This window comes from Mycobacterium sp. 1465703.0, assembly GCF_001672975.1.
Classification (GTDB): Bacteria; Actinomycetota; Actinomycetes; order Mycobacteriales; family Mycobacteriaceae; genus Mycobacterium.
Genome location: NZ_LZKU01000087.1, coordinates 1 through 12,643 on the forward strand (window position 1 = coordinate 1; position 12,643 = coordinate 12,643).

Sequence of the window (12,643 nt, forward strand, 5' to 3'; positions counted from 1 at the left end):
GACACCAGAGTTTCGTCAACGAGCTGGCGCGGTTCGCTGCCGGCCAGCGCGACCCGCGCGTGACGGCGATCGCCCAGGGCGCGGCCCACGGTGCGGCAGCCGACCCCGCGCCGGCCGCCCACCACCACACGCAAGGGTGCGGCGGAACGCTGGGCGATCGCCGTCACGCGCGGGTCGCGCTGGCCGGCAGCGAACCGCGCCAGCTCGTTGACGAAACTCTGGTGTCCTTGTCCCCTCATATCCCGCCTGTTGTCTTCAATGACCCGGCCACCCAGCCGGCGCTGCCGCTATCGGGTGCAACGCCGATGCCGAGCGGTCCCACCGAATGGTGGCACCCACGTCACCAAGAAGCGAGCCACCGTTAATCAGTTACCAGCTCAAGGCAACTGTTGGGTATCAATCCGGACCAGGGGCGGCTACATCGCAGGTTTATAGGCCACCATGGACAAATGCATGCTGAGCGCGGGGTGGCGATGCCTGCCGACACGCCGACGGGGAACTCCGACCGCTCTGGCCAGCGCTATCTCCCGGCTACGGCGTTCCGATCGCGACGATCGGCCCTTTCCGATGCCCAGCGCCAGACTTGGGAACGGCGCTGGCCCGAACTCGGCCTCTCGGTGGGCGCCGCCGATGAACCCGAACGCCGGGAACCCCCGTTGGACACCCGCTCGTGGTTCGGGCGCCAGGCACCGGTGGTCCTCGAAATCGGTTGTGGCAGTGGCGTCTCCACCCTGGCGATGGCCAAGGACGAGCCCGGCATCGATGTGATCGCGGTGGAGATCTACCGGCGCGGGCTGGCGCAACTGTTGTGCGCGATCGACCGCGACAAGGTAAGCAACATCCGGCTGATCCGGGGCAACGCCGTCGACGTCCTGCAACGCCTCATCGCTCCGAGTTCGCTGACCGGGGTTCGCGTCTTCTTTCCCGATCCGTGGCCGAAGGCGCGGCATCACAAGCGCCGGTTCCTGCAGCCGGGAACGATTGGGCTGATAGCCGACCGGCTACTCCCCGGTGGTGTCCTGCACGTTGCGACCGACCACGCCGGCTACGCCGAACACATCGCTGAGGTCGGTGCGGGTGAACCCCGGCTGCGTCCGGTCGCCGGCGACAGTGCGCTGCCCATCTCGGTCCGGCGCCCGACCACCAAGTACGAGACGAAGGCTCAAGAAGCGGGCAGCGCCGTCACCGAATTCATTTGGCTTAGACGATGAGTAGGCGATGACTATGAGCCTGACCGAAGAGACCGCGGCGGGGCCAGGTCCCGTCGCACCGCCCGCGGTGCTGTCCGGCGACGCGCTGGGTGATTTCTCTCCCCCGGGTGGACGGGTGTTGCTGGTGTGGGACGCCCCCAACCTCGACATGGGTTTGGGCTCGATCCTGGGCCGCCGCCCGACGGCGCTGGAACGCCCGCGTTTCGACGCGCTGGGGCGCTGGCTGCTGGCGCGCACCGCCGAGGTCAGCGCCGGGCGGCCGGGCGTGGTGGTCGAACCCGAGGCCACGGTGTTCACCAACATCGCGCCGGGCAGCGCCGACGTCGTCCGGCCCTGGGTGGACGCGCTCCGTAACGTGGGATTTGCGGTGTTCGCCAAGCCGAAGATCGACGAAGACAGCGACGTCGACCGCGACATGCTGGCCCACATCGAACTGCGGCGCACCGAAGGGCTGGCGGCGCTGGTAGTGGCGTCGGCCGACGGTCAGGCGTTTCGTCAACCGCTCGAGGACATCGCACGAACCGGGGTCAGCGTCCAGGTGATCGGATTTCGCGAACATGCGAGTTGGGCGCTAGCGTCGGATACCTTGGACTTCGTTGATCTGGAGGACATCGCCGGTGTCTTCCGGGAGCCGTTGCCGCGGATCGGCCTAGATTCGCTGCCTGACCAGGGTGCGTGGCTGCAGCCGTTCCGGCCGCTGTCCGCGCTGTTGACCGCGCGTGTGTGACACTGGAAAACCAATGCGCGGGTCGTTGACGATCCAGTAAGGAGCTTGCGTGTTCGCCTGGTGGGGTCGAACTGTGTACCGGTACCGGTACATCGTGATCGGGGTCACGGTAGCTCTGTGTCTGCTGGGCGGCGTCTTCGGAATCAGCCTGGGCAAGCATGTTACACAGAGCGGCTTCTACGACGAAGGCAGCCAATCCGTTAAGGCCTCGGTGCTGGGCGACCAGACCTACGGCCGCGATCGGACCAGCCATGTGGTGGCCACCTTCACCGCCCCCAACGGCAAAACGGTCGATGATTCGGCGTGGCGGGAGAAGATCGTCGGCGAACTCAACAAGTTCAAGACCGACCACCCCGACCAGGTCGTCGGCTGGGCCGGCTGGCTTGCGGCGCCGGACAGCACCAATCCCGTCATCAAGGGCATGGTCAGCGAGGACAAGAAGCACACCTTCGTGTCCATCCCGCTGAAGGGCGACGACGACGACAGCATCCTGAACAACTACAAGGCCATCCAGCCGGCCATGCAGAAGCTCGACGGCGGCACCGTGCAGCTGGCCGGCCTCGAGCCCATCGCCGAAGCGCTGACCGGCACCATCGCCACCGACCAGCGCCGCATGGAGGTCCTGGCGCTGCCGTTGGTGACGGTCGTGCTGTTCTTGGTGTTCGGCGGCGCGGTCGCCGCCGGCCTGCCGGCCATCGTGGGTGGCCTGAGCATCGCCGGCTCGCTGGGCATCCTGCGCCTGGTCGCCGCCTTCGGGCCGGTGCACTTCTTCGCCCAGCCGGTCGTATCGCTGATCGGCCTGGGTATCGCCATCGACTATGGGCTTTTCGTGGTGAGCCGGTTTCGGGAGGAGATAGCCGAGGGCTACGACACCGAGGCCGCGGTGCGAAGAACCGTGATGACGGCCGGGCGCACCGTGACCTTCTCCGCCGTGCTGATCATCGCGTCCAGCGCCAGCCTGCTGGTGCTGCCGCAGGGCTTCGTGCATTCGCTGACCTACGCAATCTTCGCCGCCGTTGGACTTGCCGCGTTGCTGTCGATCACCTTCCTGCCGGCGTGCCTGGGGATCCTCGGCCGCCACGTCGACGCGCTGGGCGTGCGGACCGCGTTCCGGGTGCCGTTCCTGCGGAACTGGAAGTATTCGCGCGCCTACCTGAACTGGCTGGCCGACCGGCTGCAGAAGACCAAAACCCGCGAAGAGGTCGAGGCAGGGTTCTGGGGCAAGCTCGTCAACTGGGTGATGAAGCGCCCGCTGGCCTTCGCCATCCCGATCGCCGTCGGCATGATCCTGCTGGTCATCCCGCTGGGCAACCTGTCGTTCGGCGGCATGAGCGAGAAGTACCTGCCCCCGGACAATCCGGTGCGCCTGGCGCAGGAGCACTTCGACAAGCAATTCCCCGGCTACCGGACCGAGCAGCTCACGATGGTGATCCAGAGCACCAACGGCAGCAAGGTGACCGATCAGCAGGTTGCCGACATCCGCAACAGGATCTCTTCGATCGGCGGCTTCACCGACAAGACCTGGCAGGAACGCGCCTGCCCGACCATCGCCGGTAACCCCTGCGTGGCCGGCCCGAACGGGACATCGGTGCCCAAGGACGGCTCGGTGCGGGTGATTCAGAACGGCCTGCTCAACAAGAGCGATGCAGCGAAGAAGCTCTCCGAACTGCGGTCGGTGAATCCCCCGAAGGGGCTGAACCTCTATGTCGGCGGCACGCCGGCGCTGGAGCAGGACAGCATCCACAGCCTGGCCGAGAAGGGTCCGTTGATGCTGGTGCTGTTGCTCAGCGCCACCCTGCTGCTGATGTTCCTGGCCTTCGGGTCGGTGGTGCTGCCGGTCAAGGCGGTGCTGATGAGCGCCCTCACGCTGGGCTCCACCCTGGGCATCTTGACGTGGATCTTCGTCGACGGGCACTTGTCGGGCGTGCTGAATTTCACCCCGACGCCGCTGATGGTGGTGCTCATCGCGCTGGTCGTCGCGGTCGGTTTCGGTCTGGCCACCGACTACGAGGTGTTCCTGGTGTCGCGCATGGTCGAGGCACGTGAACGCGGCATGTCGACGGCCGAGGCCATCCGGATCGGGACGGCGACCACCGGACGCCTGATCACGGCGGCCGCGCTGGTGCTGGCGGTGGTGGCCGGTTCGTTCGTGTTCTCCGATCTGGTGCTGATGAAATATCTGGCCTTCGGCCTGATGGCGGCACTGCTGCTGGACGCCACCGTGGTGCGGATGTTCCTGGTGCCGTCGGTGATGAAGCTGCTCGGCGACGACTGCTGGTGGGCGCCGCGTTGGGCGCGACGCCTGCAGAACAAGATTGGGCTGGGCGAGATCGACCTGCCTGACGAGCGCAAGCGGCCCACCCTCAATGGCCGGCCGGCGCGGCCGCCGGTGGCGGCCAGCCTGGTGGCCGCGGCGCCGCGGCCACCGCACGACCCTACTCATCCCGGCCCGCTGGAGCCGTCGCGGGCGGCCCGCCCGGCTGCCCCGCCCGAGCTGCGGCCCGCCCAGGAGCCCTCTCCAAGTGGGGCGAGCATGCGGGCGAGCGAAGCCGCCGGCACGCGCACCCCGGCCCGGCCCAGCCATCCCACCGAAGCCAGCACCACCCGCTTCTCCGCTCAGGGTGCACCCGGCCGTGACCGGTCGGCCGCCCCGCGCCCGGCGACCAATTCCGCCCAGCAGCGGCCCCCCACGCCGGGTCCGGCGGCACCGCCGTCCGACGATCAGACCCGGGCCATCCCGGTTCCCGGCAATCGGGCCGACGACGGCGACAGCGAAGCTGCCGAACCCACTACCGCGCTGCCGAAGATGCGCGCGGAAGGCAACGATCCCAACGCGGCCACCGAGCAGGTGAACGCGCGCGGGCAGGGCGAGAACGGCGACCCGGCGCGGCAGCGCCGGCGCTCCGGGGGTGGCCTGTCCGCCCAGGATCTGCTGCGCCGCGAGGGACGGCTGTAGGCAGCGCACTGCGCGCCGATAAACCACGAAAAGCGTTCGGCCTCAGCCGGCTTCGCTCTCGGGTTTGTCGGGTTCGGCCTGCAGGATCGCGCTCTTCTCGTCCGCTTCCTCAGTCTGTTTCTCGGCTTCGGCCAACGGATTCGGCGCCAACAACACCTGGATCGCGTTGTTGAGGAACGCCACGGTCGGAACCGCCAGCAAGGCACCGACGATCCCGGCGACGACACCGCCGGTGGCGATGGCGAGCACCACCCCGAGCGGGTGAATCGAAACCGCGCGGCCCATCACCAGCGGTTGCAGCAGATGGGCCTCGACCTGGTTGACCGCGATCAGCAGGCCCAGCGTGATGAGCGCGTAGACGATTCCCTTGGCCAACAGCGCGACCACGACGGCCACCAAGCCCGAGACCAGGGCACCGACCAGCGGGATGAACGCACCCAGGAAAACCAGCGATGCCAGCGGCAGCGCGAGTGGGATGCCCATGATGGCCAACCCGGTTCCTACGCCGGCCGCGTCGGTCAACGCCACCAGGAAGGTGGCCCGCACGTACCCGATCAGAGACCCATATCCGGCGGTGCCGGCCTCGTGCACCCGGTTGCGGACGTCCAACGGGATGATCTGCACGACGTACTGCCAGATGTTGCGCCCGCCGTACAGAAAGAAGATCAGCGTGAACAGCACCAGCACCGCCGCCGTGACCAATTCGGTGACGGTGGCCGCGGTGGAGAGCGCACCGCTGGTCAGCTTCGCCTGATTGTTGCGCAACGCCTCGATGGCGGCGTTGCCCGCGTTGTCGATCTGTTCGTTGCGCAGATGTGCCGGCCCGTTGATCAGCCAGCGGCGGGTCGACTCGATACTTTTCGTCACCTGTTCGGTCAGGCCGGGCAGACCGTCGATGAATTGCAGGATGACGAACGCCAGAATGCCGCCCAGGATCGCGAAGCCGACCAACAACACCAGTGCCACCGCGCCGCCGCGGGGGAAACCCCGCATGTCCAGCCAGTCGACCACCGGCACCAGCAACGCACTCAACAGCAGCGCCACCAGCACCGGAACGACAATGACCTCCAGTTTCTGGACCACCTTCAACAGGGCCAGCACGGCGACCAGGATGACGAGCAGACGCCACGCCCAGGCTGCGGTCTTGCGGACGAGGGGTTCGACCGACGCGTCGTCGGGGTTTGCTGACATTTGGCCAGCCTATCCACCGGGGGGCGCTGCCAAACGTGTCCGCACCCGTCCGCGCGTCGTGCGGAGTCATCGCGTCGGCACGATCCGGTTACGACCCCAGAACGACCCTGACACGGTAGGCGACGTGCAGCGATCGCGTCGCCACCTGCACCGTTACCCTAAATCACGTGCCGCACCACGCACCCGCCCGCAAGCTCGACTTTCCGCGTGAGGAAACCTCGCGCGGGAAGTACTGGTGGCTGCGCTGGGTGATCCTCGGCGTGGTTGCCATCGTGCTTGCCGTCGAGGTGTCGCTGGGCTGGAATCAGCTGGCCAAGGCCTGGATGAGTCTGTATGAGGCGAATTGGTGGTGGTTGCTCGCGTCGGTGGCGGCGGCCGCGGCATCGATGCACAGCTTTGCTCAGATCCAGCGGACGTTGCTCAGATCGGCCGGGGTGAACGTCAAGCAGCTGCGCTCCGAGGCCGCCTTTTACGCCGCCAATTCGCTGAGCACCACGCTGCCCGGCGGGCCGGTGCTGTCGGCGACCTTCCTGTTCCGACAGCAGCGGCTGTGGGGTGCCTCGACGGTGGTGGCGTCGTGGCAGTTAGTGATGTCGGGTGTGCTGCAGGCGGTCGGGCTGGCTTTGCTCGGTCTGGGCGGCGCCTTCCTGCTGGGCGCCAAGAACAACCCGTTCTCGCTGTTGTTCACCCTCGGCGGCTTCGTCGCGCTGCTGCTGCTGGCCCAGGCCGTCGCGTCCCGCCCGGAGCTGATCGAAGGCATCGGCAGCCGAGTGTTGGCGTGGGTCAACTCGATTCGCGGCAGGCCGGCCGAGACCGGCCTGGACAAGTGGCGCGAGACGCTGAGGCAACTCGAGTCAGTGAGCCTGGGCCGGCGGGACTTGGGGGTGGCGTTCGGCTGGTCGATGTTCAACTGGATTGCCGACGTCGCCTGCCTGGGCTTCGCCGCATATGCCGCCGGGGACCACGCTTCGGTGGCCGGGTTGACGGTGGCCTACGCGGCCGCTCGCGCGGTGGGCACGATCCCGCTGATGCCCGGTGGCCTGCTGGTCGTCGAGGCGGTGTTGGTGCCCGGCCTGGTGTCCAGCGGGATGTCGCTGCCCAACGCGATCTCCGCGATGCTGATCTACCGGCTGATCAGCTGGTTGCTCATCTCGGCAATCGGCTGGGTGGTGTTCTTCTTCGTATTCCGCACCGAGAACGTCGCCGGCGCCGACGAGGACCCGATCACGGGTCCGCTACCCCTGGTTGCCCTGGCCGGCGACCTACCCGCCGATCCGACCGAGACCGCGCTGCAGGGGCCGTTACCGCCCGACCGCACTCCGGCAGAACAGAATCCGGCCGACCGGAATCCAGAGCAGGACGGCCAGCTTTAGCCGACGGTGTTGCCCCGCGGCGGACCCGGCAGCGGGTTGGTTGCCGCGGGCGGAGCCGGCCGCGGCGCGGCGGCTGGGGGACCGCCGGCGGTGCCGCCCAACGGCGATGCACCCGCCGGGTTGCCGGGCAGCGCGGGAAGCGCGCCGGCCGCGCCTTGCGCCTGCTGCATCATGCCCAGCGCCTGTGAAGGCGAGATCGGCAACTTGCATTGCATCGACAGGCTGGTCAGCGGCTGGGCGATCGACGTCATGTCACCTGCGACCTTGGGGTTGGCCTCGAAGTAGGATTTCAGCCCGCCCAACGATTGCGGCCCCGCCTGCTGCTGCAGCATCGACGTCATCGTCTGGTTGGTCTCCGGGTGCGAGTCCAGGTAGTCACCCATCGACTTGGACACCGATCCGATGGTCCGGGCGACCTCACTGGCCGCGCACGGGTCATTGGCACCGGTCGCCGGAGCTCCGACGAGGACAGCGACGGCCGCACCGGGCACCGTGGCGGCGATCAGTCCGGCCAACATTATGCGGCCCCGACCGGCGGTGGCTTTGATCATGGATAACTCCTTTGAGTTTGCGGCGGATCGCCGGCATCGGCGCCTCGCAAACGGCTGTAACAGACGGCCCACTGAGTACAGGCATCCCCCGACTCCCCCGGGGCCTCGCGGGCCATTCGACATCCTGCCATCGCCGATATCACCGCTGCCAGTCCGAACGATTCCCGGCACCGGGCATGTGACCGAAATCCCGGTTGGTCACCGGTTCACAACGTCTTCGCAGCGTCTTGGCAACAACGCTGTCACCGCAGCTCAGGATGTAGATAACCCGACATAATCCACAGGCCGCTGCGGTATCGTCGCCAGCACGCGATACGCGAGAACCGGGGAGCGACAAAATCCAGCAGTTAATGATGCGCCTCAGCCGCAGCCTGCGTAAGTACCGCTGGTTGGTCTTCACAGGCTGGTTGCTGGCATTGGTTCCGGCCGTCTACTTGGCTCTGACACAGTCGGGCAATCTCACCGGCGGCGGGTTCGACGTGGCCGGGTCGCAATCGCTGGCGGTTCACGATCAACTCGAGGATCTCTACCACGACCAGGGCGGATCGTCGCTGGCGCTGGTCGCCGCGCCCCGGCCCGATGCCAGCTACCAGGACATGAACGACGCCGTCGCGCAGCTGCGACAGATCGCCACCGGGATCCCGGGCACCGCGGAAATCCCCAACCCCACCCAGCGGCCGCCGCAACCCGACCGGCCATACGTGCTGTCGGTGCGGCTGGATTCCCGTAACACCAGCGACGTGGCCAAGCAGTTGCGCACCAAGGTCGGCATCAAGGGCGATCAACCCGGCCAGACCGCCAACGGCCGAGTGCGGCTCTACGTCATCGGGCAGGGCGCGCTCTCCGCCGCAGCGGCGGCCAACACCAAGCACGACATCGCCGCGGCCGAGAAGTGGAACCTGCCCGTCATTCTGATCGTGCTGCTCGCCGTCTTCGGGTCGCTGGCCGCCGCGGCCATCCCGCTTGCGCTGGGCATCTGCACGGTGGTGGTGACCATGGGCCTGGTCTATCTGCTGTCCGCCTACACCACCATGTCGGTGTTCGTGACGTCGACGGTGTCGATGTTCGGTATCGCGCTCGCGGTCGACTACTCACTATTTATTCTCATGCGGTTCCGCGAAGAGCTGCGCACCGGACGCCAGCCCCGCGAAGCCGTCGACGCCGCGATGGCGACTTCCGGGCTGGCCGTGGTGTTGTCCGGCATGACGGTGATCGCGTCGCTCACCGGCATCTACGTGATCAACACTCCGGCGCTGAAATCGATGGCCACCGGCGCCATTCTGGCCGTCGCGGTGGCCATGTTGACCTCGACGACGCTGACGCCCGCGGCGCTCGCGACGTTCGGCCGGGCGGCCGCCAAGCGGTCGGCGCTGCTGCACTGGTCGCGCCGGCCGGAAAGCACCCAATCCCGGTTCTGGAACCGCTGGGTCGGCTGGGTGATGCGCCGGCCATGGATGTCCGCGCTGGCCGCATCGCTGGTGCTGCTCGTGATGGCCGCACCGGCGGCATCGATGGTGCTGGGCAACAGCCTGCTGCGCCAGTTCGACTCGTCACACGAAATCCGCGCTGGGGTGGGTGCCGCGGCTCAGGCGCTCGGTCCCGGCGCGCTGGGCCCGATCCGGGTGCTGATCAACTTCCCCGACGGCGGCGCCGCCTCTCCCGAACACAGTCGCACCCTCGGCGCGATCCGCCAGCGGATGTCGCAGGCCCCCAACATCGTCTCGGTGTCACCGCCGCAGTTCGCCGAGGACAACGGCAGCGCGCTGCTGTCCGCGGTGTTGTCGGTGGACCCCGAGGACATGAAGGCCCGTGAAACCGTCGGCTGGATGCGCGCCCAACTGCCCAAGGTCCCCGAGGCCGGCACGGCGCGCGTCGACGTCGGCGGTCCGACCGCATTGATCAAAGACTTCGACGACCAGGTGTCCAAGACCGAGCCAGTGGTGCTGGGGATCGTCGCGCTGATCGCGTTCGTGATGCTGCTGGTCTCCGTGCACTCGGTGTTCCTGGCGCTCAAGGGCGTGCTGATGACCTTGCTGTCGGTCGCGGCCGCCTACGGCAGCCTGGTGATGGTGTTCCAGTGGGGCTGGTTGAAGGATCTCGGCTTCGCCCAGATCAGCTCGATCGATAGCACCGTTCCGCCGCTGGTGCTGGCGATGACCTTCGGGTTGTCGATGGACTACGAGATCTTCCTGCTGACCCGGATCCGGGAGCGCTTCCTGCACTCCGGCAACACCCGCGATGCGGTCGCCTACGGCGTCAGCACCAGCGCCCGCACCATCACCAGCGCCGCGCTGATCATGATCGCGGTGTTCGTCGGCTTCGCGTTCGCCGGCATGCCGCTGGTGGCCGAGATCGGGGTGGCCTGCGCGGTCGCGATCGCGGTGGACGCCACGGTGGTCCGGCTGGTCATGGTGCCGGCCCTGATGGCGATGTTCGCCCAGTGGAACTGGTGGCTGCCGTCGTGGCTGTCCCGTGTCCTGCCGTCGGTCGACTTCGACAGGCCGCTGCCCGAGGTCGATCTCGGCGACGTCGTCGTCATCCCTGACGACATTTCGGCGCTGGTGGCGCCCAGCGCCGACCTGCGGATGGTGCTCAAGTCCGCCGCCAAGCTCAAGCATCTGGCGCCCGACGCGATCTGCGTGACCGATCCGCTGGCCTTCACCGGCTGCGGCCGCAGCGCCACAGCGTCGGGTGCTGACGAGGACCCCAGCCGCGGCTTGGGGCCCGGGCAGATTCCCCACCAGGTCGCCCTGAGCGAGGAAAGGGTGAGCGTCGGGGTGGGCGCGGCCGACAAGAAGCCCGGTCCCAACGGCCATCCCAACGGTTCCTTGCCGGCCAAGAAGCTGGTCGGCGGCCTGACCTCGCGCAACGGCATCGCTAAAGCCATCGCCGGGGCGGACCGGCCCGTTCACCCGGTGACGCTGTGGCGGGGACGTCTGTCGGTCGCGATCGACGCGCTGGAGAGCGACAGCAACGCGGCCGCCGGCGACGGGCCGAAATACGAACGGCGGAGCCCGGTCGAGACCACCAACGTGCAACTGCCGACCGGCGACCGGTTGCTGGTACCGACCGGTGCGGAGGCGTTGCGGCTGAAGGGTTACCTCATCATGCGGCGTAACAGTCGGCGCGATTATGCCGATTTTGCAGACATGGTCGATTCGTTGGCGCCTGAGACCGCAGCGGTGGTGCTGGCCGGAATGGACAGGTATTACTGTTGTAAATCGTCCAGGCGGGAGTGGATTGCCACCCAGTTGGTGCGCCGACTCGCAGATCCCGACCCGTGCGACCGCCCGGAAGAGCAGGGATCGGAAGACGACGGCACCTCGGATTGGGAGGCAATCCGGCAGCGCTGTCTGTCCGTGGCCGTAGCGATGCTGGAGGAGGCGAAGTGACGTTGGCACCCGACCGACGCCCCGCGCCGCCGCCGCACCGGCCGGCACCCGAACCGCGGCAACGCCCCCATGGGCCGGCAGGTGGGCCGACCGGCTCCTTTCAGGACCCCGACCAGCCGGTGGAGTTCTGGCCGACGGCCGCCATCCGTTCCGCCCTGCAGGGCGGCGACATCGCGACCTGGAAGCGCATCGCCGGCGCGCTCAAGCGCGACCCGTACGGGCGGACCGCCCGCCAGGTTGAAGAGGTGCTGGAAGGCACCCGGCCGTACGGCATCGCCAAGGCCCTGTGGGAAGTGCTCGAGCGTGCCCGGACCCACCTGGAGGCCAACGAACGCGCCGAGGTGGCTCGGCACGTGGGGCTGCTGATCGACCGATCGGGTCTTGCCCCGCAGGAATTCGCGTCCCGCATCGGGGTCACCGCCGAGGAGCTGGGCGGCTACCTGGACGGCAGCACCAGTCCGACGGCCGCACTGATGATCCGGATCCGGCGACTGTCCGACCGGTTCGTCAAGGTGAAGACCGCCCGTTCAGCCGAATCCAACTGACTATCTGACCGGCAGCACATCGGCGACCAGCCAGTCGCTGCCGCGCTTGCTCAGCGTCACCCGCAGCGCCGGCGACACCTGGCTTTGCGGCTGTCCCGGAGTGTTCTGCGTTACCCGCAGGATCACCGCAACGCTGGCATCCGACGGCCCCAAGGCCTCGACTCCGGCCGACACCGTCGCGGCCTGCGCGGTGACGTTGTGCTGGGCCAGTTCGGCGCTGGACTTCGTGTACTGCTCTTTGAACCCCGCGGCGTGCTCCGGGACGATCATCGCCGTGGCCCGGTCGATGGAACCGGTCGGGGCGGTGGGGCTGAACGACGCCATCGCCTCTGCCATGCCGGTGGCGATCTGAACGACTTTGCGGGAGTCGTTGGTGAAGTCGTTGTCGGTCTTGGTCCAGTGCGTGTAGCCGGTGGCGACGGCCGCCACCAGCGCGGCCGTGCACAGCAGCACAACCGCCAACCGCAGCCCCGGTGCGTCGTCGTCGGTGCCGAGGCTGACCGAATCGCGGCGCAGTAGCCAGAAGTTGATTAACACACCTTCAACGATCAGCAGGATCAGCACCGAGCACGCCGACACCCACCACAGCGGCCAGCCGAGCACCAGCCCGATGGCCAGCAGCGCCGCGATGGCGGCCAGCGGGGCCAGGATGTCGAATGCGAAGAGCCGCCAGATGTTTCTCATCGGATCCTCACCT

The 12,643-nt window shown here is 67.8% G+C and carries 9 protein-coding genes and 1 pseudogene; 6 read left to right on the plus strand and 4 right to left on the minus strand.

The genetic code is table 11. The features are described from left to right. Positions 1 to 239: pseudogene (locus A5625_RS30030) on the minus strand (hypothetical protein); the annotation flags it as partial. Between the two features lie 192 nt (positions 240 to 431). Between A5625_RS30030 and trmB the strand changes: the two are divergent. Genes trmB through A5625_RS08210 form a run of 3 tightly spaced genes read left to right on the plus strand, consistent with a single transcriptional unit; the run spans position 432 to position 4,894 of the window. Further along, positions 432 to 1,211 carry a tRNA (guanosine(46)-N7)-methyltransferase TrmB gene (gene trmB / locus A5625_RS08200; RefSeq protein ID WP_197516018.1) on the plus strand — a complete coding sequence of 260 codons (780 nt, stop codon included), beginning with the start codon at positions 432 to 434 and terminating at the stop codon, positions 1,209 to 1,211. A 13-nt stretch (positions 1,212 to 1,224) separates the two neighbouring features. Continuing rightward, on the plus strand, positions 1,225 to 1,938 hold the full coding sequence (locus tag A5625_RS08205; RefSeq protein ID WP_066991370.1) for an NYN domain-containing protein: 714 nt from the start codon (positions 1,225 to 1,227) through the stop codon (positions 1,936 to 1,938). A 49-nt stretch (positions 1,939 to 1,987) separates the two neighbouring features. After that, positions 1,988 to 4,894 carry an MMPL family transporter gene (locus tag A5625_RS08210; RefSeq protein ID WP_066991373.1) on the plus strand — a complete coding sequence of 969 codons (2,907 nt, stop codon included), beginning with the start codon at positions 1,988 to 1,990 and terminating at the stop codon, positions 4,892 to 4,894. Positions 4,895 to 4,936: 42 nt separating this feature from the next. Here A5625_RS08210 and A5625_RS08215 read toward each other — a convergent pair whose 3' ends face one another. After that, positions 4,937 to 6,085, minus strand: a complete 1,149-nt coding sequence (locus A5625_RS08215) for an AI-2E family transporter (protein ID WP_066991376.1) — start codon at positions 6,083 to 6,085, stop codon at positions 4,937 to 4,939. A 167-nt stretch (positions 6,086 to 6,252) separates the two neighbouring features. Between A5625_RS08215 and A5625_RS08220 the strand changes: the two genes are divergently transcribed. Continuing rightward, positions 6,253 to 7,458, plus strand: a complete 1,206-nt coding sequence (locus tag A5625_RS08220) for a TIGR00374 family protein (protein WP_066991380.1) — start codon at positions 6,253 to 6,255, stop codon at positions 7,456 to 7,458. On the opposite strand, the gene A5625_RS08225 is transcribed toward A5625_RS08220, so the two are convergent. Continuing rightward, positions 7,455 to 8,009: a hemophore gene (locus A5625_RS08225; protein WP_066991383.1), complete on the minus strand. Its 555-nt coding sequence runs from the start codon at positions 8,007 to 8,009 to the stop codon at positions 7,455 to 7,457. The genes A5625_RS08220 and A5625_RS08225 overlap by 4 nt on opposite strands. A gap of 350 nt (positions 8,010 to 8,359) precedes the next feature. Between A5625_RS08225 and A5625_RS08230 the strand changes: the two genes are divergently transcribed. Both A5625_RS08230 and A5625_RS08235 read left to right on the plus strand, forming a co-directional pair. Further along, positions 8,360 to 11,401: an MMPL family transporter gene (locus tag A5625_RS08230; RefSeq protein WP_066991387.1), complete on the plus strand. Its 3,042-nt coding sequence runs from the start codon at positions 8,360 to 8,362 to the stop codon at positions 11,399 to 11,401. Beyond that, positions 11,398 to 11,946: a hypothetical protein gene (locus tag A5625_RS08235; protein WP_066991390.1), complete on the plus strand. Its 549-nt coding sequence runs from the start codon at positions 11,398 to 11,400 to the stop codon at positions 11,944 to 11,946. Before A5625_RS08230 ends, A5625_RS08235 begins: the two co-directional genes overlap by 4 nt. Here A5625_RS08235 and A5625_RS08240 read toward each other — a convergent pair whose 3' ends face one another. Then, positions 11,947 to 12,630: a hypothetical protein gene (locus A5625_RS08240; RefSeq protein ID WP_066991393.1), complete on the minus strand. Its 684-nt coding sequence runs from the start codon at positions 12,628 to 12,630 to the stop codon at positions 11,947 to 11,949. Between the last annotated feature and the right edge of the window lie 13 nt (positions 12,631 to 12,643).